21 protein-coding genes and 2 pseudogenes are annotated in these 21,515 nt (G+C 56.2%); 19 read left to right on the top strand and 4 right to left on the bottom strand.

Features of this window, described 5'->3' with window-relative positions:
* Positions 1-28 precede the first annotated feature (28 nt).
* From FN001_RS10405 to trxB, 19 genes and pseudogenes are all read left to right on the top strand, one after another.
* Complete coding sequence (locus FN001_RS10405; RefSeq protein ID WP_142411781.1) at positions 29-388, top strand: DUF3847 domain-containing protein; 360 nt, start codon at positions 29-31, stop codon at positions 386-388.
* Positions 354-506, top strand: a pseudogene (locus FN001_RS10400) (MobA/MobL family protein); the annotation flags it as partial. The gene FN001_RS10405 and the pseudogene FN001_RS10400, both read left to right, overlap by 35 nt.
* Before the next feature lie 171 nt (positions 507-677).
* Positions 678-968 carry a helix-turn-helix domain-containing protein gene (locus tag FN001_RS10395; RefSeq protein ID WP_015553414.1) on the top strand — a complete coding sequence of 97 codons (291 nt, stop codon included), beginning with the start codon at positions 678-680 and terminating at the stop codon, positions 966-968.
* 386 nt (positions 969-1,354) lie between these two features.
* Positions 1,355-2,134: a DUF134 domain-containing protein gene (locus FN001_RS10390; RefSeq protein WP_142411780.1), complete on the top strand. Its 780-nt coding sequence runs from the start codon at positions 1,355-1,357 to the stop codon at positions 2,132-2,134.
* A complete protein-coding gene (locus FN001_RS10385) occupies positions 2,085-2,792 on the top strand; it encodes a Crp/Fnr family transcriptional regulator (RefSeq protein WP_243121993.1) in 708 nt (235 codons plus the stop codon). Before FN001_RS10390 ends, FN001_RS10385 begins: the two co-directional genes overlap by 50 nt.
* 66 nt (positions 2,793-2,858) lie before the next feature.
* Positions 2,859-3,401 (top strand): rubrerythrin, encoded by a 543-nt coding sequence (gene rbr / locus FN001_RS10380; RefSeq protein WP_015553417.1) that lies wholly within the window; start codon positions 2,859-2,861, stop codon positions 3,399-3,401.
* 21 nt (positions 3,402-3,422) lie between these two features.
* Positions 3,423-3,797: a desulfoferrodoxin family protein gene (locus tag FN001_RS10375; RefSeq protein ID WP_142411779.1), complete on the top strand. Its 375-nt coding sequence runs from the start codon at positions 3,423-3,425 to the stop codon at positions 3,795-3,797.
* 11 nt (positions 3,798-3,808) lie between these two features.
* Positions 3,809-5,017 (top strand): HD-GYP domain-containing protein, encoded by a 1,209-nt coding sequence (locus FN001_RS10370; protein WP_142411778.1) that lies wholly within the window; start codon positions 3,809-3,811, stop codon positions 5,015-5,017.
* A gap of 162 nt (positions 5,018-5,179) precedes the next feature.
* A complete protein-coding gene (locus FN001_RS10365) occupies positions 5,180-5,464 on the top strand; it encodes a thioredoxin family protein (protein ID WP_142411777.1) in 285 nt (94 codons plus the stop codon).
* A complete protein-coding gene (locus FN001_RS10360; RefSeq protein ID WP_142411776.1) occupies positions 5,461-7,155 on the top strand; it encodes an FAD-dependent oxidoreductase in 1,695 nt (564 codons plus the stop codon). The genes FN001_RS10365 and FN001_RS10360 overlap by 4 nt, the downstream gene beginning before the upstream one ends.
* A complete protein-coding gene (locus FN001_RS10355; RefSeq protein WP_015553422.1) occupies positions 7,152-7,823 on the top strand; it encodes a GTP pyrophosphokinase in 672 nt (223 codons plus the stop codon). The genes FN001_RS10360 and FN001_RS10355 overlap by 4 nt, the downstream gene beginning before the upstream one ends.
* Positions 7,824-8,184: 361 nt before the next feature.
* The gene (locus tag FN001_RS10350; protein ID WP_015553424.1) at positions 8,185-8,616 is read left to right on the top strand and encodes an RrF2 family transcriptional regulator; all 432 of its coding nucleotides are present in this window, start codon (positions 8,185-8,187) and stop codon (positions 8,614-8,616) included.
* A 22-nt stretch (positions 8,617-8,638) separates the two neighbouring features.
* On the top strand, positions 8,639-10,552 hold the full coding sequence (locus FN001_RS10345) for an acyl-CoA dehydrogenase family protein (protein ID WP_015553425.1): 1,914 nt from the start codon (positions 8,639-8,641) through the stop codon (positions 10,550-10,552).
* Between the two features lie 22 nt (positions 10,553-10,574).
* A complete protein-coding gene (locus FN001_RS10340; RefSeq protein WP_015553426.1) occupies positions 10,575-11,786 on the top strand; it encodes an FprA family A-type flavoprotein in 1,212 nt (403 codons plus the stop codon).
* 165 nt (positions 11,787-11,951) lie between these two features.
* Positions 11,952-14,468, top strand: a complete 2,517-nt coding sequence (locus tag FN001_RS10335) for a ribonucleoside-diphosphate reductase subunit alpha (RefSeq protein WP_185911897.1) — start codon at positions 11,952-11,954, stop codon at positions 14,466-14,468.
* 10 nt (positions 14,469-14,478) lie between these two features.
* On the top strand, positions 14,479-15,522 hold the full coding sequence (locus FN001_RS10330; RefSeq protein ID WP_142411774.1) for a ribonucleotide-diphosphate reductase subunit beta: 1,044 nt from the start codon (positions 14,479-14,481) through the stop codon (positions 15,520-15,522).
* 37 nt (positions 15,523-15,559) lie between these two features.
* A pseudogene (locus FN001_RS10325) lies at positions 15,560-16,742 on the top strand (FprA family A-type flavoprotein).
* A 161-nt stretch (positions 16,743-16,903) separates the two neighbouring features.
* Positions 16,904-17,227 carry a thioredoxin family protein gene (locus tag FN001_RS10320; RefSeq protein WP_015553429.1) on the top strand — a complete coding sequence of 108 codons (324 nt, stop codon included), beginning with the start codon at positions 16,904-16,906 and terminating at the stop codon, positions 17,225-17,227.
* Between the two features lie 14 nt (positions 17,228-17,241).
* The gene (gene trxB / locus FN001_RS10315; RefSeq protein ID WP_117567801.1) at positions 17,242-18,171 is read left to right on the top strand and encodes a thioredoxin-disulfide reductase; all 930 of its coding nucleotides are present in this window, start codon (positions 17,242-17,244) and stop codon (positions 18,169-18,171) included.
* A 31-nt stretch (positions 18,172-18,202) separates the two neighbouring features.
* Here trxB and msrB read toward each other — a convergent pair whose 3' ends face one another.
* Genes msrB through FN001_RS18110 form a run of 4 tightly spaced genes read right to left on the bottom strand, consistent with a single transcriptional unit; the run spans position 18,203 to position 21,433 of the window.
* A complete protein-coding gene (gene msrB, locus FN001_RS10310; protein ID WP_243121992.1) occupies positions 18,203-19,393 on the bottom strand; it encodes a peptide-methionine (R)-S-oxide reductase MsrB in 1,191 nt (396 codons plus the stop codon).
* Between the two features lie 36 nt (positions 19,394-19,429).
* Complete coding sequence (locus FN001_RS10305; RefSeq protein ID WP_142411773.1) at positions 19,430-20,389, bottom strand: TlpA disulfide reductase family protein; 960 nt, start codon at positions 20,387-20,389, stop codon at positions 19,430-19,432.
* Positions 20,386-21,261 carry a 4Fe-4S binding protein gene (locus tag FN001_RS10300; RefSeq protein ID WP_185911925.1) on the bottom strand — a complete coding sequence of 292 codons (876 nt, stop codon included), beginning with the start codon at positions 21,259-21,261 and terminating at the stop codon, positions 20,386-20,388. Before FN001_RS10300 ends, FN001_RS10305 begins: the two co-directional genes overlap by 4 nt.
* Positions 21,262-21,286: 25 nt before the next feature.
* Positions 21,287-21,433 (bottom strand): CD1871A family CXXC motif-containing protein, encoded by a 147-nt coding sequence (locus FN001_RS18110; protein WP_015553408.1) that lies wholly within the window; start codon positions 21,431-21,433, stop codon positions 21,287-21,289.
* Positions 21,434-21,515: the final 82 nt, after the last annotated feature.

The raw sequence follows: 21,515 nt of genomic DNA, 5'->3' as shown, positions 1-21,515 counted from the left end.
CCAAAATCAAAAAAGGAGGTCAATCACAATGACAAAACTGAAAACTCTCGACCAGCTTCGAGCCGAAAAGGAACGAGCCGAGACGCAGCTTGCACAGGAACAGCACAAGCTGGAGCGTCTGGAGAACAGGAAGAAGTATCTGGAGAAAGGCGAACGCACCAAGCGCACCCACCGCCTTTGCAATCTGGGCGGCACGGTTGAGAGTCTTGCCCCGGAGGTCAAAGATCTCACACGCACCGAAATGACAGAGCTGATGGAACACATCTTTTCCCTGTCCGAAGTCCAGCGAGCCGTCCGTCACATGGCGATTATCCACATCAAGCAAGCAAACAAAGAAAAGGAGTTGAAAGCCAATGGCACTATTTCATCTGAGTGTCACGCAGACTAAGCGAAGCGCAGGACAGTCCGCTATCGCTTCTGCTGCCTATCGTTCCGGCGAAAAGCTGTATAGCGAGTATTATGGCGAATACAGCGACTACACCAGAAAGGGCGGCGTGATCTGCTCCGTGCTGTGGAGCCGCTGACAGGCGAAGTCTTCCGAATGCCGCATGAGACAGAATTATGGGATACCCATGTTCTGTTTTATCGGCACAAGATTTTTTCTTTACCGTCATGCGGCTCTTTTTTTGACCTTCCGTCGATCCGGTTCTGTACCGGCTGTGCGGAAGGAGAAACGTATGTATTTTGACGCAAAAGAGTTTGGTAAGAGACTTCACGATGTTCGCACTTCCCGTGGCATTACGCAGGAGGAACTGGCGGTTCGTCTGGGACTGGCAAGCAAGCAGCATGTCAGCCGCATGGAGAACGGAGAGCGCAACTGCTCCATTGACTTGCTGATCGAACTGTCCTGCATCCTCCATGTCAGCACGGATTATCTTCTGATGGGCAGTGAGCCAAGTAAAGAGGAAGTCAAAAATGATCTTCTGAGCATTATTTCGGAGCTGTCTACGATTGCGAAGAAAATCTAATCGTGCTCTGCGTTTGGAAATGACAAAATAGAGATACTACTTGCCCGCTTCGATGTAATCTCTAACGAGGCGACTGAGATCTTCTTGTGTCAAGTAAGGAAAAAAATTGAGAATTTACAAGCCGTTCATAGGTGGACAACCACCCGTGAACGGCTTGCATGTAAACTAAACTCATAATGAATCCAAGCAAATTCATCATGCCCTGCGAAGTTCTGTCAAATGTAGATAATCTGACAATACGAACATGGCTCACACGTAGTCTTCGACACCGAATATCAGCCGGCACACATATGAGGACGGAAAATGTAGCAGCTTTTGAAAAAATTGCTTTTTCTGCTCAAAGTGCTATAATCGGAATATACCGATACCAAGGGAGGAAAGCTCCCATGCCAAGACCGCCACGGTGCCGTCGAATTTGTGGCGTACCACAGGTCGATACATTCTGTCCCAACGGGTGCGAGAATACCGAGCCGATCCTGCTGACGCTGGACGAATACGAGGTCATTCGGCTGGTTGACTTGGAGCAGCAAACCCACGAGCAGTGTGCCGCTCAAATGGACATTTCCCGCTCTACCGTGCAGGAGATTTACGAAAGCGCACGGAGCAAGATCGCAGCGTATCTTGTCCACGGGAAACCGCTGCACATCACCGGGGGAAACTACCGCATCTGCGGAGGACAGGAGGCAGCTCACTGCGGCTGTTGCTGCCGGATGCAGAGAGCCAACATGGAAAAATCAGGCAAAACTTGCAAAGGAGATTCCATTATGAAAATTGCAGTTACCTATGAAAACGGTCAAATCTTTCAGCATTTCGGTCACACCGAGCAGTTCAAGCTTTATGAAGCTGTGGACGGCAAAATCGTCCATGCGGAAGTCGTTGATACCAACGGCAGCGGTCACGGCGCACTGGCAGGATTCCTGATGCAGAACGGCGTGGACACTTTGATTTGCGGAGGCATCGGCGGCGGTGCGCAGGCGGCTCTGGCCGAAGCGGGCATCAAGCTCTACGGCGGTGTCAGCGGGGACGTTGACGCGGCGGTGAGCGCATTGCTCAGCGGAAATCTGGGCTACGACCCCAATGTTCACTGTGATCACCATGACCACGAGCACGGCGAGGATGGGCACACCTGCGGTGACCACGGCTGCGGCAAGCATAGCTGCCATTGATATGGAACGCACACTGACACAACTTCCGTTCTGGTCATCCTTGACCGAACACGAAATGGAAACGCTACGCCGAAGCGCCTTTGTCCGTCATTATGAAAAGGGCGCGTTCGTTCACTGCAGCGACAATGAATGTCTCGGAATGCTGTTTGTCCTTTCCGGCGAGATCCGCACCTATCTTCTCTCCGAGGAGGGGCGGGAGGTAACGCTGTTCCGCCTGTATCCGGGCGAACTATGCGTGCTTTCTGCCTCTTGTGTGATCAGTCAGATCACCTTTGATACGCAAATGACCGCGGGAATGGATACGGAGGTTCTGATTATCCCTGCAAATGTCATCGCTGTGCTCAAGGAGCAAAATCTTCATGTCCGTTGCTTCCTCTATGAACTGGCAACGAAACGATTTTCTGATGTGATGTGGGCGATGCAGCAGATCATGTTCAAGGGTTTGGATCGGCGGCTGGCAGATTTTCTCCTGGCCGAAGCGGAGCGTACCGGCTCCGATACCATACGCATGACCCATGAGCAGATTGCCCAGCACATCAGCTCGGCGCGGGAGGCGGTGGCGCGGATGCTCAAGAGCTTCTCGGAGGACGGGCTTGTGAAGCTAAGACGAGGCGCAACCACGCTGCGGGATATAGACGGATTGAATCACTTAAAATGAAAATATTGTTTATAACACGAATCCGTGTTATAATATGAGCAGAAGAAGCTGGAAGGAGCATCGACCATGAAAGAAACGAAATACGCAGGTACTCAAACCGAAAAAAATCTGATGGCCGCCTTTGCCGGTGAGTCCGAGGCACGCAACAAGTACACCTATTTTGCATCCAAGGCCAAGAAGGAAGGCTACGAGCAGATCGCGGCGTTGTTCCTCAAAACCGCTGACAACGAGAAGGAACATGCTAAGCTGTGGTTCAAAGAACTGAACGGCATCGGCGACACTGCCGAAAATCTTCTCGCCGCCGCTGAGGGTGAGAACTACGAGTGGACGGATATGTACGACGGCTTTGCCAAGACTGCTGACGAGGAGGGCTTCCACGAACTTGCCCAGCGCTTCCGTCTGGTCGCCGCCATTGAAAAGCACCATGAGGAGCGCTACCGTGCCCTGCTGCGCAATGTAGAGACGGCGCAGGTCTTCGCCAAAAGCGAGGTCAAGGTGTGGGAGTGCCGCAACTGCGGTCACATCGTTGTGGGCGAGAAGGCCCCGGAGGTCTGCCCTGCCTGCAATCATCCCCAGAGCTATTTTGAGATCCACGCGGAAAATTATTAAAGAAAGAAAAGGAGAATCATCATGGAGCAGAAGTTTTATATTTGCAAGCATTGCGGTAACATCATTGCCAAGGTCAAGGACACGGGCGTTCCCGTCATCTGTTGCGGTGAGCCGATGAGCGAGATCGTTCCCGGCACCACCGACGCCGCCGTGGAGAAGCACGTCCCTGTCTGGACTGTGGAAAACGGCATCGTCCACGTCAAGGTCGGCTCCGTGGAGCATCCTATGCTGCCGGAGCACTATATCGAGTGGGTCTCTCTCCACACCAAGCAGGGCAACCAGCGCAAGGAACTGCATCCCGGCGAGAAACCCGAGGTATGCTTTGCTCTCTGCGAGGGGGACGCGGTGGAGGCGGTCTACGCCTACTGCAACCTCCACAGCCTTTGGAAAGCGTGACCGCTCCGCACATGGAACTTGATGTATTAGGCTTGCTTGGTGCCTGCTCCTATGCTCTGGATTGCGTGGAGGCGGAACTGGTTCATGTGACAACGTTCCACGCCAAGCGTGTGGCGTATATGAGTGTGTGTACGGCCGAACAGTTTGGTGTTTCCGGCGAAGCACTGCAGGATCTTGCCGTCTGTGCCCTATTGCACGACAATGCTCTGACGCAGTATCTGCACGAAGAATTTCGTGGTGACAGCTCTGCCGCGGAATGTTTGCCGGAGCTGCCGCATCTCGGCGCTCACTGCGTTATGGGCGAGGAGAACATATCCGCGCTTCCGTTTCATACAAATGTAGAAAATATCATCCTTTACCACCACGAAAACGCGGATGGCAGCGGCTCCTTCGGAAAAACATGGCAGGAGATCCCGCTGGGCGCCCGTATTATCCGTCTGTGCGATCTGCTGGATGCTTTCTGCCGCGCCGATGTCTTTACGCCGGATGTGTGGGAGCGTGCGAACGCATTCCTTACTCGGGTACGCGGCAGGATCGTGGATGAGGAATGCGCGGACGCGTTTCTTCGCGCTTTTTCAGAACAGCATTTTTGCTCTCTTGGCGGCAGGGGGCTGGAGGAGCGCCTGTGGGGCAAGGTGCCGCGTACCAAGCAGCAGCTTGATTTTGCGCAGGTAAAAGCTCTGGCAAAATTCTTTGCGAAAATTGTAGACTACAAATCGCCCTTTACCAGTACACATTCTCTGGGTGTGGCCGACGATGCGGAATGTCTGGCCCGGTTTATGGGATTTGACGAGGACATCGCCCAGAAAATGTATCTTGCCGGCGCACTCCATGACATCGGAAAGGTAGCGATAGGCAATGAAATACTGGAAAAGCCGGGACGCCTGACCGACAGCGAATATGCGGAAATGAAGCATCACGCTGCCTATACATATTACGTCCTATCGGAAGTCCAGGACTTTGCGGAGCTGCGCGATTGGGCCGCGTTTCATCACGAGCATCTGGATGGAACAGGGTATCCCTTTGGAAAAAACGAGTCCGAGTTAAATACGCAGGAGCGTATCATGGCTTGCGTGGATATTTATCAGGCCCTGACCGAAAATCGTCCTTACAAAGCTGGAATGTCTCACGAAAAAGCCTGCTCTATTCTTCGGGATATGGCTGAAAAGGGCTGGTTGGATCGGGCGATCGTCGAACAGGTGAACGCCTGCTTTGCCTGAATAACGAGATAGGCGAAAGCTGTGAAGCGGTACGTGAACTGCCGCTTCACAGCTTTTTCTGTTGCCGCGAAAATTTTTGTAATGTGACCTTGTTACAGAAAGGCAGGGCGGAGTTTGCTATGATAGGGACATCACAAAGAACAAAGGAAAGAGGGAACCGATATGAAAATCAAGCTCAATTCCGATCAGGAGGTCGTGGACACCATCCGTGAGAGTCTCAAGCGCACCAGCGGGTACTGCCCCTGCCGCGTGGAGCGCACGGAGAAAAACGCCGGCACCCTCAAGGTGGGCAAGATCAATGTGGACGAGCAAATGGAACTGGCGATGCGTTTTCAGGTATCCAGTATCCCGATGCTTGTCGTATTCAAGGATGGAAAGGCCGTTGCCAAATCCGTGGGCTACCGGTCCAAGGCGGAGATCACCGCCATGGTGGAGGGCGCAAGATGAAAGTTGTGATCGTAGGCGGTGTGGCTGGCGGCGCGTCTGCCGTTGCCCGCATCCGCCGTTTGGATGAACACGCGCAGATCGTGATGATCGAGCGCAGCGGCTATATATCCTATGCCAACTGCGGCCTGCCGTATTATGTGGGCGGTGTGATCAAGGAGCAAGAAGAACTGACGCTGCAAACTCCGGAGAGCTTCTGGGACCGCTTTCGCATAGATGTGCGGGTACGGCAGGAAGTAACTGCGATCAATCCCGCAGAAAAAACCGTCACCGTTCACGCATTGGACAGTGGAAAGGTCTACACGGAAACCTATGACAAACTACTCCTCGCACCCGGCGCAAAGCCGACGGTTCCTGCGCTTTCCGGCATGGACAGCGAGCGGGTCTTTACCCTGCGCACCGTGGAAGACACCCTCCGCATTAGACGCTTTGTAGAGGATCAGAAGCCGAAAACCGCTGTTTTGGCTGGCGGCGGTTTTATCGGCCTAGAAATGGCGGAAAACCTTGTGGAGATGGGTGTTTCCGTCACCATCGTCCAGCGTCCCAAGCAGCTTTTAGCGCCGCTGGATGCGGATATGGCGAGCTTTGTACATGCGGAAATGCGCAGACACGGCGTGGCTCTGCGGTTGGGTGAAACCGTCACCGGATTCCGGCAGGACGGAGATTCCGTGCTGACGCTGCTGGAGGATAGTGAGCCGCTGCGCTCTGACATGGTGCTGCTGGCCATCGGCGTCACGCCGGACACCCATCTGGCAAAGGAGGCCGGGCTGGAGTTGGGCATCCGGGGTAGCATCGTTGTGAACGAGCGGATGGAGACCTCCGTGCCGGACATCTACGCCGTGGGGGACGCCGTGGAGGTCACCCATTTCGTGACCGGCCAGAAGGCGCTGATCTCGCTGGCGGGTCCCGCCAACAAGCAGGGCCGCATTGCCGCCGACAATATCTGCGGCGGGAACAGCCACTTTCACGGCTCTCAGGGTTCGTCTGTTCTGAAATTGTTTAGCTTGACCGCGGCCTCTACGGGGATCAATGAAAAGGCGGCGCAGGCAGCAGGGATTGCTTACGACAGAGTCGTACTTTTCCCAGCATCCCACGCTACCTATTATCCCGGCGCACAGTCTATGGCAATGAAGGTGCTGTATGAAAAAGAAAGCCTTCGGCTGCTGGGTGCGCAGATCGTTGGCGGCGAGGGCGTGGACAAGCGCATTGATGTACTGGCAACGGCCATTCGCGCAAAAATGACAGCCTTGGAACTGACGGAGCTTGACCTTTCCTATGCGCCGCCCTATTCCTCTGCCAAAGACCCGGTCAATATGGCCGGTTTTATGATCGAGGATTTGGAGAGCGGGAAGGTACGGCAGTTCCATTGGAATGAGGTTGAGGACTTGCCTTGCGATGGCAATGCGACACTGCTGGATGTCCGTACAGAAGGCGAATATCGGCGTGGGCACTTGAATGGATTCCGCAATATTCCACTGGACGATCTGCGGGAGCATTTGGACGAGTTAGACCGGGGTAAGCCTGTTTATGTGAATTGCCAGACAGGGCTTCGCAGTTATCTGGCCTGCCGACTTTTGACGCAGTACGGTTTCACCTGTTCCCATCTCTCCGGCGGATACAGTTTTTATCAGGTCGTAACACAAGAGCAGCAGACAGTGCGGAGCGCCTATCCCTGCGGAATGGAGAAGCTATGAGTGAAAATCTATTTGGTTTGACGGTTGCGGCAGACAAAGGCTTGGATGACCTGCAATGCCAGCGCCTTTTAAGCGAAAATCGCAGGTATCAGGAAGTCATGCTGCAATACCGATGTGCGCTGAAAGCACTGGAAAGCAGGTTGGAAATTCTAAACGAAGAGTTTTCATTGCAGCATGATCGCAATCCGATAGAAAGTATAAAAAGCCGCTTGAAGTCGCCGTCCAGCATTATGAATAAGATGCAGAAACGCGGACTTCCTCTGGATTTTCCGACCATGCAGGCAAATATCATGGATATTGCCGGTGTGCGGGTGATCTGCTCTTTCGAGGAGGATGTGTTCTTTTTGGCAAAGTGCTTAAAAAAACAGTCTGACATTGAAATCATCACAGAGAAAGATTATATTTCACACCCTAAGCAAAATGGCTATCGCAGTCTGCACCTGACGATCCGGCTGCCGGTATTCTTTGCGGAAAAAGTGATCCATGTGCCGGTGGAGATACAACTCCGTACAATCGCGATGGACTTCTGGGCAAGCCTTGAGCATACCATCCGCTATAAGAAAAACCTGCCGATAAATGCTGAAGTCGAAACTGAGCTGAAAGAGTGCGCTGATTCCAGCAGAGAATGGGATGGTAAGATGGAACACTTGCTGCATATCATAACATAATGTGTCGAATAAAAGTGACAAGTACGCTCTTTGTTGCTTGTTTCGTGTGTACAGCTTGGGCTTGTCGGGGCTCACAGCGGTCGTCCGCCTTGGGTGGGCGACCCCTGCGAGCCCCAACCAATTTCTCCGCTTTCTGGTTTTAAGGCATAGTCTTTTCTGCTTTCGGCGGACTGCCACGGCACAGCTTTTTCGGCTTCTATAATTGTAAGGAACATGGCTTTTCGCTGAATGGAAAGCGAAGCTGACCCGGGCTGGGGCAGTCTGTGTTAAAGAGGAAATTTTTTTTTGAAAATAATCTTGACAAAATTTATCAAGATTGATATGATGGCATTAACAAGCAAGCGAAAAGAGGATACGGAGTATGATCATCACCAAAGAGACGGACTACGCGCTGCGCATTTTGCGGGTGCTGCTGGACGGGGAGAAGCATTCGGTGGCCGAGATGTCGGAAACGGAATTGATCCCCAATCAGTTTGCCTACCAGATCCTGCGAAAGCTCTCCGCCGGCAATTTGGTGCGGGTGAGCCGCGGCGCCCTCGGCGGCTGCGCGCTGTCCTGCGATCTGGACGCGACCTCCCTCTACGATCTCATGGGGGTCGTGGGGGAGCGGGGCATCCTGTGCGCCTGCATGGAGCCGGGATATGAATGCCGCTGGCAGGACAAGCATGGGCGGTGCGCCATCCACTGTCAGCTGGCGGCCTTGCAGCAAAAGCAGGACGAGGCGTTCCGTGCCGTGAGCCTGCGCAGGCTGCTGACCGGCGGATCCGATCCCCAAGATACAAGCAAGCTGTAAAATTTTAAGAGGAGGTACCCGTATGATGTTTCAAACCACGGCGGCGCACGAAGAGCTGCGCGCGAAGATCCGGAGTTTTGCGGAGGAGGAGATCAAGCCCCTCGCATTTTTAATGGATCAGAACAATGAGTTTCCCGAGGAGGCTGTCAAGAAGCTGGGTAAGCTGGGCTGGATGGGCATTCCCTACCCCAAGGAGTACGGCGGTGCCGGTCTTGATGCCCTGAGCTACGCCATCGCGGTGGAGGAGCTGGCCCGTGTGGACGGCGGCGCGGGCGTAATCCTCTCCGCCCACGTCTCCCTCGGCTCATGGCCCATTTTCGCCTATGGCACCGAGGAGCAGAAGAAGAAATATCTGGTTCCGCTGGCCAAGGGCGAGAAGATCGGCGCCTTCGGCCTCACGGAGTCCAACGCCGGATCCGACGCCGGCGGCACGGAGACCACGGCGCTGGATAAGGGGGACTACTACCTCCTCAACGGCGGCAAGATCTTCATTACCAACGCCCCTAAGGCGGACACCTATGTGGTTTTCGCCGTCACCACGCCGGACATCGGCACCCGGGGCATCTCCGCTTTCATCGTGGAGAAGGGCTGGAAGGGCTTTGAGTTCGGCGACCACTATGACAAGATGGGCATTCGCTCCTCCTCCACGGCGGAGCTGATCTTCAACGACGTGAAGGTTCCCAAGGAAAACCTATTGGGCAAGGAGGGCGAGGGCTTCAAGATTGCCATGTCCACGCTGGACGGCGGACGCATCGGCATCGCCGCGCAGGCGCTGGGCATCGCCCAAGGCGCGTTTGAGCACGCGTTGAGCTATTCCAAGGAGCGCGTCCAGTTCGGCAAGCCCATCGCGGCCCAGCAGAGCATCGCCTTCAAGCTGGCGGATATGGCCACCAAGCTGCGCTGCGCCCGGTTCCTCATCTACTCCGCGGCGGAGCTGAAGGAGCAGCACGCGCCTTACGGCATGGAGTCCGCCATGGCGAAGATGTACGCCTCGGACATCGCGCTGGAGGTCACCAACGATGCCTTGCAGATCCACGGCGGCAGCGGCTTCCTCAAGGGCATGGAGGTGGAACGGGCCTACCGCGATGCCAAGATCACCACCATCTACGAGGGCACTAACGAGATCCAGCGGGTGGTCATCGCCTCTCATCTGGTGGGCAGGCTGGGCAAGAGCTCCGGCGGCGAGAGCCGTTCGGCGGCCAAGAAACCCGCGCCCATCACCGGCATTCGCAAAAAGACCATCTTCCGGGAGGGGGATGCCGCCCAGCAGGTGGCCGACCTTGTGGCGGCGCTGAAAAAGGACGGCCACGACTTCTCCGTGGGCATCCCCATGGATACGCCGATTCCGCAGGCGGAGCGGGTGGTCTCCGCGGGCAAGGGCATCGGGGAGAAAAAGAACATGAAACTGGTAGAGTCGCTGGCCAAGGCTGCCGGCGCGGCCATCGGTTCTTCCCGCCCTGTGGCGGAGACTCTCAAATATCTGCCGCTGAACCGCTATGTGGGTATGTCCGGTCAGAAGTTCACCGGCAATCTGTACATCGCCTGTGGCATCTCCGGCGCATCCCAGCACCTTAAGGGCATCAAGGACGCCTCCACCATCGTGGCCATCAATAAGAACGGTAACGCGCCTATCTTCAAGAACTGCGACTACGGCATCGTGGGCGATGTGGAGGAGATCCTGCCCCTGCTCACTGCTGCGCTGGATAGCGGAGAAAAGCTGCCCGCGCCGCCTATGGTAAAGATGAAGAGGCCCACACCGCCGAAGCCCGCCCCAATCGGCGACCGCTACGTCTGCAGCGGCTGCGGCTACGAGTATGTGCCGGAGTTGGGCGACGAGGACGGCGAGATCGCGCCGGGTACGCTCTTTGAGCAGCTTCCCGCCGAGTGGGTGTGCCCGGAGTGCGCGGAGACGAAGGATCAATTTGTAAAGGCTTGAGCCGTGAAGGAGGTAAGATAAGATGTATTGCGTGCGTAAAGTAACAAACGACCTCTACTGGGTGGGCGCCAACGACCATCGCCTGGCCCTGTTTGAAAACTGCTTTCCCATTCCCCGGGGCGTAAGCTACAACGCTTACTGCCTGCTGGATGAAAAGACGGTGCTCTTTGACACGGTGGACTGGTCTGCCTGCCGCCAGCTTTTGGAAAATCTGGCGTATGTGCTGGATGGCCGCGAGCTGGACTACCTGCTGGTCAACCATCTGGAGCCGGATCACGCCGCCTGCATCGAGGAGATCCTGCTGCGCCATCCCAAGGTGAAGCTGATCTCCAACGAGAAGGCATTCATGCTCATGCGGCAGTTCGGCTTCCATGTGGACGGACATGAGTGCATCGAGGTGAAGGAGGGCGACACCTTCTCCTTTGGCAAGCACACCGTCACCTTTGTGGGCGCGCCTATGGTTCACTGGCCGGAGGCCATGGTGACCCTCGACGTCACCGACGGCGTCCTCTTTTCCGCCGACGCCTTCGGCACCTTCGGCGCGCTGGACGGCAAGCTGTTCGCCGACGAGGTGGACTTCGAGCGGGACTGGCTGGACGACGCCCGCCGCTATCTCACCAACATCGTGGGCAAGTACGGCCCCCACATCCAGCTCCTGCTGAAAAAGGCCGGCGGCGTTTTGGATCAGATCAAGTACATCTGCCCGCTCCACGGCCCCGTGTGGCGCAAGGATCTGGGCTGGTTCATCGAAAAGTACGACACATGGAGCCGCTATGCCCCTGAGACCCAGGGCGTGCTCATCGTCTACGCCTCCATGTACGGCAACACGGAGAACGCGGCGCAGGCGCTGGCGGCGTCGCTCTGCGATAAGGGCATGAGCAAGGTGGCGATGTACGATGTGTCCTCCACTCATGTCTCCCAGCTGATCTCCGAGGCGTTTAAGTACAGTCACATTGTCCTGGCCTCTGTGACCTACAATCTCGGCATCTACCCCGCCATGCATGACTTCCTCATGGATATGAAGGCACTGAATCTGCAAAACCGCACCTTTGCCATCATTGAAAACGGCTCATGGGCGGTGAAGTCCGGTGACCTCATGCAGAAATTCGTCAACGATGAGCTTAAGAACATGACGGTGCTCAACGAGCGGCTCAGCCTCGCCTCGTCCATGGGCACGGACAAGCGCACTGAGCTGGAAGCACTGGCGGACGCCATTCTGGAATCTATGAAGTAACGGGCAGAAAAGCTAAAACAAAGACAACAGACAACAAACAGCCCCGCCGTGTCGGCTGCAGAAAAACCGGCTTTCAAAAATAGAGCGGGCAAGCGTGATACTGCGCTTGCCCGCTCTTTGCCCAAAAGGACATGAGAAGTGACCGGAGAAGATGAGAGGATCGAAATGGAGATCAGAAAACGAAACGGGAAGTCTGTTCCTTTTCAACAGGAGAAAATTTTCAACGCTATGAAAAAAGCGTTTGATGGACAGGGAAGGGAGATTGGGGGCGGAGAGCTGGAGGAGATCCTCACTGCCGTTCTCGACAATCTCTCCGTCACAGTACCGCTCACCGTGGAACGTGTGCAGGACGAGGTGGAGCGGACGCTCATGGAGCGCGGACACTATGAGGTGGCCAAGGCGTACATCCTCTATCGCGAAAAGCGGTCTGCGCTGCGCCGCGTCCGGCATACCATCGCGCAGACGGTGGGGGATAACTCGCTTGACGAGGTGCTGCGCCGTATCCAGATGGATTTTACCGAGGAAATCTACTCCCTCGCGGCGCTTCAAATGAAGTTTGAGAGCTTCTGTCGCCCGGGCATGACGGAGGATGAGAGGGCTGAGGCACTGACCAAGGCAGCGGTAGAGCTGACTACGGCAGAGGCACCCAAGTGGGAGTTCATCGCGGCGCGGCTTCTGAACCACTCCTTTCGCTGTCGCAACGCACAGGAATGGGAGGGGCGCGGCGTCGGCGACCTCTATGGCAGGCTTCGCTATCTGACGGATAAGGGACTCTACGGTGACTATATTCTTGCCCACTATACCCACGAGGAGATCGCTATGGCGGAGGATTTTCTCTGCCCGGAACGGGACGAGCTGTTCACCTACTCCGGCCTTGACCTGCTGCTCAAACGCTATGTGATCCAGTCACGCAGCCGCGTGCCGCTGGAAACACCGCAGGAGATGTTTTTGGGTATCGCGCTGCATCTTGCTATGAACGAAGGCTCTGACCGCATGGGGTGGGTAAAACGCTTTTACGATATGCTCAGCCGTATGGAGGTCACGATGGCGACACCTACCATGTCCAACGCACGAAAGCCCTACCATCAGCTTTCAAGCTGCTTTGTGGACACTGTGCCGGACAGTCTGGACGGCATCTACCGCTCGCTGGACAACTTCGCAAAGGTCTCTAAATTTGGCGGTGGAATGGGGATGTACTTCGGTAAGGTGCGCGCTGCAGGCAGCACCATCCGCGGCTTTCAAGGGGCGGCGGGCGGTGTTATCCGCTGGATCCGGTTGGTCAACGACACCGCCGTGGCGGTGGATCAGTTGGGGATGCGGCAGGGCGCTGCGGCGGTTTACTTAGACGCATGGCACCGGGATCTGCCGGAATTCCTTCAACTGCGCACCAACAACGGCGACGACCGCATGAAGGCGCATGATGTGTTTCCCGCCGTGTGCTATCCGGATCTCTTCTGGCGACTGGCGGAGGAGAACATAGACGCGCCGTGGCATCTCATGTGTCCGCATGAGATCCTCACGGTCAAGGGCTACGCACTGGAGGATTACTGGGGTACGGAATGGGAGAAGCGGTATCTGGACTGCGTCAATGACCCGCGCATCGAAAAGCGCAGCGTCACCGTCAAGGACATCGTGCGGCTGGTGCTTCGCTCGGCAGTGGAGACCGGCACGCCCTTCGCCTTCAACCGCGACAGCGTAAATCGTATGAACCCAAACGGCCACACGGGAATGATCTATTGCTCCAATCTCTGCACGGAGATCGCACAGAACATGGCGCCCATCGAGCATATCAGCACTGAGGTGCACACGGAGAACGGCGACACAGTGGTGGTGACGGCCACACGCCCCGGTGAGTTTGTGGTCTGCAACCTGGCGAGTCTGTCTCTCGGTAATCTGGCGGTGGAGGACGAGGCCTATATGGAACGCACGGTGGAAACGGCCATCCGCGCACTGGATAATGTGATCGACCTCAACTTCTACCCGTTGGAATACGCGCGGCTTACCAATCAGAAGTACCGCAGCATCGGCCTGGGCGTCAGCGGCTACCACCACATGCTGGCAAAGCGCGGCATCCGATGGGAGAGCGATGAGCACCTTGCCTTCACCGATGCGGTATTCGAGCATATCAACTACGCCGCCGTCAAGGCGGACACAGCACTGGCACGGGAAAAGGGCCGCTATGCGCTCTTTGAGGGCAGCGACTGGCAGACAGGCGCGTATTTTGAAAAGCGAGGTTATACCTCAGAAAAGTGGCGGGCGCTTGCGGAAACGGTGGCGGTGCAGGGAATGCGCAACGCCTATCTGCTGGCTGTCGCACCCACTTCCAGCACATCCATCCTCTCCGGCACGTCGGCGGGCATCGATCCAATTATGAAGAAATTCTTTTTAGAGGAAAAAAAGGGCAGCATGCTGCCCCGCGTTGCTCCGGAGCTTTCTATGGATACATGGTGGTACTATAAGGCGGCGCATCTGATCGACCAAAGCTGGTCGGTACGCGCCGCGGGCTTTCGCCAGAGACATATTGACCAGGCGCAGAGCATGAATCTCTATATCACCAACGACTATTCCATGCGTCAGGTGCTCAGACTGTATTTGGAGGCGTGGAGGGCCGGCGTCAAGACCATTTACTATGTCCGCAGCAAGGCCCTTGAGGTCGAGGCCTGTGAAAGCTGCTCGTCATAAGGAGGATAGCATGATGGAACTGAAGAAAAAGCCCCTCTTTAACCCGGAGGGCGACCCTGATGTGCGCCTGCGGCGCATGATCGGCGGCAATACCACCAACCTCAACGACTTCAACAATATGAAGTACGCTTGGGTCAGCGACTGGTACCGGCAGGCTATGAACAACTTCTGGATCCCTGAGGAGATCAACCTCTCGCAGGATGTGAAGGATTATCCCCGCCTGCTGCCAGCCGAGCGCAGCGCCTACGATAAAATTCTGAGTTTTCTTGTTTTTTTAGACTCCATCCAGACGGCGAACCTGCCCAGCATCGGTGCCTACATTACAGCCAACGAGGTCAATCTCTGCCTGTCCATTCAGGCGTTTCAGGAGTGTGTCCACTCACAGAGCTACAGCTACATGCTCGACACCATCTGCTCTCCTGTGGAGCGCAACGACATCCTATACCAATGGAAAACGGACGAGCATCTGCTGCACCGCAACACCTTCATTGGGGACTGCTACAACGAGTTTCAGGAGCGGAAGGACGCTCCCACGCTGCTGCGCGTGATGATGGCGAACTATATTTTGGAGGGCATCTATTTTTACAGCGGCTTTATGTTCTTCTACAATCTCTCCCGAAACGGGAAGATGCCCGGCTCGGCGCAGGAGATCCGCTACATCAACCGCGATGAGAACACGCACTTGTGGCTGTTCCGCAATATCATCACGGAGCTGCAAAAGGAGCAGCCGGAGTTGTTCACCGCCGAGAGCGTACAAGCGCTGCGCGAGATGATGCGTGAGGGCGTGGAGCAGGAGATCGCATGGGGGCATTATGTGATCGGCGACGACATCCCGGGGTTGAACCGGCAGATGATCAGCGATTACATCCGCTATCTCGGCAATCTTCGCTGGACGAGCCTTGGCTATCCGGCATTGTATCCGGGCTTTGAGAGCGAACCGGAGAGCATGGAATGGGTCAGCCAGTACGCTGACGCCAATATGGTCAAGACCGATTTCTTTGAGGCACGCAGTACCGCCTACGCCAAGAGCACCGCACTGATAGACGATTTATAAGAAAACCAAAGACATCAGAATAGGAGGTATTTTTTATATGGATATCCGAACGGTAACAGATGCCATCCGCTATGTAGGGGTGGATGATAACACATTGGCACTCTTTGAAAACCAGTACCCCGTCCAGCCTATGGGAGTGAGCTACAACTCCTATGTCATTCTGGACGAGAAAATCGCCGTGATGGACAGCGTGGACGCACGGGCGGCGGAGGAATGGCTTTCCAATGTAGCGCAGGTGTTGGGGGGGGCGCAACCCCGACTATCTTGTGGTCACACACATGGAGCCGGATCATTCCGGCAGCCTCATGCGGATAGCGCAAGAGTACCCGGAGATGAAGATCGTGGGAAACGCGAAAACATTTACCCTGATCAAGCAGTTCTTTGGCACGGGTGCATTGTCGGAAGACCGTATGCTGGAGGTTGGCGAGGGCAGCACGATCTCTCTGGGCTCACACCGGCTGCGCTTCCTGCTGGCACCGATGGTACACTGGCCGGAGGTGATGACGGCATATGAGGAAACAGAAAAAATCCTGTTCTCGGCGGATGCCTTCGGACGCTTTGGCTCACTGGAACGGACTGCCCGTGCCCCCTGGGTGCCGCAGGCCCGACGGTATTATTACAATATTATCGGGAAATATGGCACACAGGTGCAGGCTCTGCTGAAAAAGACCTCCGCGCTGGAGATCCAAACGATCTGCCCGCTCCATGGTCCCGTGCTTACAGAAGGGCTGGAGGAGTGTCTGCGGCTCTATGATCTCTGGTCACAATGGGAACCAGAAGAATCGGAGAGCATACTGATTGCCCACGCATCCATCCATGGAAATACTGCCCATGCGGCGAAGACCCTCAAGGGTAAATTAGAGAAAAAAGGCGTGCAGGTCAGCATATGTGATCTCACTGTGACAGATCTTTCCTACGCTGTTGCCAGTGCGTTCTACTGCGGGAAACTGGTGTTGGCCTGCTCCACTTATGACGGAGGACTGTTCCCGCCCATGAAGGCCTTTTTGGATCATTTACAGACAAAGGGATTCCGAAACCGCCGGATCGGCCTCATGGAAAACGGTTCATGGGCCCCTGCTGCCGCGCGGCTGATGCGCGCCGAGTTGGAAAAGATGAAGGAACTCCGACTGTGTGAAACGGAGGTATCGCTGCGCGGCGCACTGAACCAAACCAGCGAAGCGCAGATGGACGCTCTTGTGGCGGAGCTCTGCGCGGAATAAGCTGCAACAAACCGCAGCTATTCTCGTACAGATGATGGTCTTACTCATCTGCTTTATGTCCCAAGGGCAGAGTACCGTCATCTCAGGTTGAGGTCACGATGTGGTGTGGGGAGAGACCGGAGTCTTGAGAATACCCAAACAAAAGAAAGGAGCTGACAGATATGGCAGCTATGAATATGAATCAGGAGCAGTTTGAGCAGGCGACCCGGGGCGAAAAGCCCGTTTTGGTGGATTTCTGGGCGCCCTGGTGCGGCTATTGCCGGAGGATCGGCCCTGCGTATGAGAAGATTGGAGAGGAATACGCGGACAGCCTCGTTGTCAGCAAGATCAATATTGACGAGGAGCCGCGGCTGGCGGGGGCCGAGGGGATCGAGGTCATCCCAACTCTGGTGCTGTACCGGAACGGAAAGGCCGTGGATTCCGTCACCGCGCCCGGCTCAAAGGCAGAGATCGACCGCTTCATTCAGGAAGCCTTGGCGAAATAACGGAGGGTTCAGATATGAACAACAATCATGTTTATGATATGCTCGTGGTGGGCGGCGGCCCGGGCGGCTACACCGCCGCCCTGTACGCGGCCCGGTCGGGGCTGGACACCGTCGTGCTGGAAAAGCTGTCTGCTGGCGGGCAGATGGCCCTGACCGAGCAGATCGACAACTACCCCGGCTTTGAGAACGGGATCGACGGCTTCTCTCTGGCGGAGAAGATGCAAAAGCAGGCGGAGCGTTTTGGGGCACGCAGCGAATACGCGGAAGTTCTCCGCATGGATCTGACGGCGGTTCCCAAGCTCGTGGAGACCAGCGAGGGGATCTTCCGGGGGAAAACCGTGGTGCTGGCCACCGGCGCAGACCCCAGAACGCTGGGAGTTGCCGGAGAGACGGAGCTGTTGGGCCGGGGCGTGGCCTACTGTGCCGCCTGCGATGGGATGTTTTACAAGGACAAAACGGTGGTCGTGGTGGGCGGCGGCAATTCCGCCGCGGCAGATGCCCTCCTTCTCAGCCGCGTGGCGAAAAAGGTGATCCTCGTCCACCGCAGAGACACCCTGCGGGCCACCAAGATCTATCACGAGCCACTGGAACAGGCCGAAAATGTGGAATTCCGCTGGAACAGCACCGTTTCCGCGCTGATTTCCGGGGACAGGCTGACCGGCGTACGCCTGCGGGACACCGTCACCGGTGAGGAAAGCGTGGTGGACTGCGACGGCGTATTTGTCAGCGTGGGCCGACAGCCCGCCACGGCGCTGGCGGTGGGTCAACTGGCGCTGGACGGCGGCGGCTATATCGTGGCCGGAGAGACCACGGAAACCAGTATTCCCGGCGTTTACGCCGTGGGCGACGTGCGGACGAAGCCCCTCCGTCAGGTGGTCACCGCCGTGGCGGACGGCGCGATGGCAGTCCACATGGCGGAGAAATATATCGCGGAAAACCGATAAGGGAGGTAGATTGAAAAAGCCATGTTTAAGGTCAGGCCGGATACGACCGCAGTGGGGATGCCGACATATCTGCAAGGCAAACTGCCAGAGTGATGGTAGATAAGATCACCCATTCCTCGAACAGATACAGAAGATATCCGTAACCCTCTGCATTCATCTTTGCGTAAGGCACAAAGCGCAGGGCCGCACTGTTGATGCAGTAGCGCACGCCATTGGGGGACTCCGGATCGCCTGTGAACACATGACCAAGGTGAGAATCTCCGGCACGGCTTCTGACCTCTGTACGGCGCATGCCGTGGCTCAGGTCCTCCAGTTCCACCACGGCAGGCTCTTCAATGGGCTTTGTGAAAGCCGGCCAGCCGCAGCCGCTCTCGTACTTATCCGTGGAGGAAAAGAGCGGCTCGCCGGTGACGACATCCACATAGATGCCCTTTTCAAACTTATCCCAGAACTCGCCTGTGAAAGCGCGCTCTGTGCCGCTCTCCTGCGTAACACGGTACTGCTCCGCCGTCAGCTTGTCCCGGATGGATTCCGCCGCGGGCTTCTGATAGTCTCCCGGATCGATGCGCAGCCGGGAAAACAGCTCCATCTCCGCGCGCGGGATGTGGCAGTAGCCGTTCGGGTTCTTTTCGAGGTAGTTCTGGTGGTACTCCTCGGCGGGGTAATAGTTCTTGAGTGGACCTATCTCCACGAAGAACTTTTCACTGCGTCCCCGCTCGATCTCCGCGATGCGCTCCACCGTTTCCTTCGCGCTTTCGTTGGTGTAATAGACACCGGTCTGATACTGGCTGCCCCGGTCGTTGCCCTGCCGGTTCTCCACCGTGGGGGCGATCACATAGAAGTAGGCCAGCAGCAGGGCGTCGAGACTCACCTGTCCGGGGTCATACTCCACCCGCACGGTCTCCCGGAAACCGGTGTTCCCTTTGCAGACGGTCTTGTAATCGGCATCCGCCTCGCAGGTGCCGTTGGCATAGCCGCTCTCGGCATCAATGACGCCGGGGATGGACTGCATCAGCTGTTCCATTCCCCAGAAGCAGCCGCCCGCCAGATATATGACATTTTCCGTGGTATCCATATACATGCTTCCTTCACCAGACATATCAGAGGGCTGTCCGGTCATTTCCTTCTCGTCCGTTTTCTGCGGCATATTTTTCTGCCCGGCGGCGCAGCCGCTCAGCAGCAGTACCGCGGTGAGCAGAAGCGGCAATACTCTCCGATACATGGTGTATCCTCCTTCCTGAGAAGATAAATTCGTTTGTCAGCCCATATTGGCGGCAAGAGCCTGGTCGATGAGCTTTTGCAGCGTCTCCGCCTGCTTCTTTTCCGTGATGGCGCCTACGATGGGTTCACCCACGATATTGCCGCTGCGGTCGACCACATAGGTGGTAGGATAGGCAAAGATGTTGGTGGTAAACTTTCCCGCCTCACCGTCGGAGTCAAAATACACATTCTGATAGGTGACGCCCTTCTTGGCAAGCACATCCTTCGCCTCGGAAATTGCCGTTTCGTCGCCGTCCAGCGTGAAGGTGTTGACGCCGATGAGGGAGCCGCCCTTCTCTGCCAGTTCCTTGTTCAGCGCATCCAGCTCGGAAAGCTCGCCTACGCAGGGATTGCAGGTGGTGAACCAGAAATTCACCACGGTGACGGCGTTGGCGGAGAACAGCTCGTCGCTCTTCACCGTGTTGCCATCCAGGTCCTTGCCCTCAAAGACGGGGAATTTCTGCATGCTGCCGTCATCAGGCGGCGTGGTCATGTCGCTGCCCGCGGGCACGCTCATAGCGCCATCCATGGATTTCTGCATGATCTCGGGATATTTATCTTCCAACTCGGTCAGCCTGTTTTCAATATTGCTGATCTCCGTGGCTGACTCCTTCAGCCACTCATACTCCTTGTCGGTGAACTGCTCTTTAGCAGCCTCGACGGTATCCAGCAGGAAGTCGCCGTAGTTTTTCCCGTCCTCGATCATGGCCATGCCCTTGTCAGCCTCCACAAAGACCTTTTCCCACAGCTCGGTATTTTCCGACAGGATCGCGTTCTCCTGCTCCAGCAGCTCCTTGTGCAGGGCGAGCGCCTCCTCGGCGTTTTTCGGCTCGCCAGTCATGGCGGAGCCGTTGCCGCTCGTGTCGCCCATCTTGTCATTGTTCTTCATGCCGCAGGCCGCCAGGGCCAGCACCATCAGCACGGCAAAAGCCAGTGCAAAAATTCTCTTCCTGTTCATTTTGATTCCTCCATCGTTGTTTTCTTTGTTGTTTCTTTCCCGTCTCCGAAGCCGTAGCGGAAACACACGGCGTTCGTCGGACAGGCGCGGATGCACATTCCGCAGCGGATGCACTCGGTATGGTTGGGCGTTTTCGTCACATCCACATCCATCTTGCAGGCTCTGGCGCATTTCCCGCAGGAAACGCACTTATTCTTATCCACCTTCATCTGGAAGAGGGACACCCGGTTGAACAGCGCGTAGAACGCGCCCAGCGGGCAGAGCCACTTGCAGAACGGTCGGTAGAACAGTACGCTCAGCGCAATCACCGACAGCAGGATGCTGAATTTCCATGTAAACAGCTTGCCCAGCGCCGCCCGGATGCCGGAATTGGCAAGGGACAGCGGGATGGCTCCCTCCAGCACGCCTTGGGGGCAGAGGTATTTGCAGAAGAACGGGTCTCCCATGCCAACATCGTTCACAAGGAACGCCGGTAGCAGGAAAACCATCACCAGCAGGACAGCGTATTTCAGGTATGTCAGCAGCTTCAGCCTCTTTGTGGAAAGCTTCTTAGTGGGGATTTTGTGCAGCAGCTCCTGAAACCAGCCGAAGGGGCATAGAAAGCCGCAGATAAAGCGCCCCAGCAGCACGCCCAGCAGAATGAGAAAGCCTGTGATATAGTAAGAAAAGCTGAACTTAGAAGACCCCACCACCGCCTGAAACGCCCCAATGGGGCAGGCCCCGGACGCCGCCGGACAGGAGTAGCAGTTCAGCCCCGGCACGCAGACGGTCTTCCCCGCCCCCTGATACAGTCCGCCCTTGAGAAAGTTCGGCAGGTGCAGGTTGGTCAGCAGCGTCGCCCCCGCCTGAATCCAGCCCCGGAAGCGGGACATGGTCTGTGAAACGCCTGAAAACTTTTTACCCAATTCCCACACACTCCAGACATAATTTGATTGCTTTGCTCAGCACTGTCGCCGCCTCGCCCCGCCAGACACCGAAGCACAGCATGGCGGCTCCGGCCATCAGCAGCACGATCTGCGCCGCTGCCTTTTTCCTACAGCTCATTTTTCATCACCCTTTCCGATTTTCTGCCCCCATCATAGCGCGGGAGAGTTAAAGTCTATGTTAAGAACGAAAATTTAACGCA

The organism is Clostridium sp. Marseille-P7770 (genome assembly GCF_902143525.1).
Lineage (GTDB): Bacteria > Bacillota > Clostridia > Lachnospirales > Lachnospiraceae > Pilosibacter.
The sequence above is the reverse complement of the archived record's forward strand: the minus strand, read 5'-3'. Positions and strand labels throughout refer to the sequence as shown.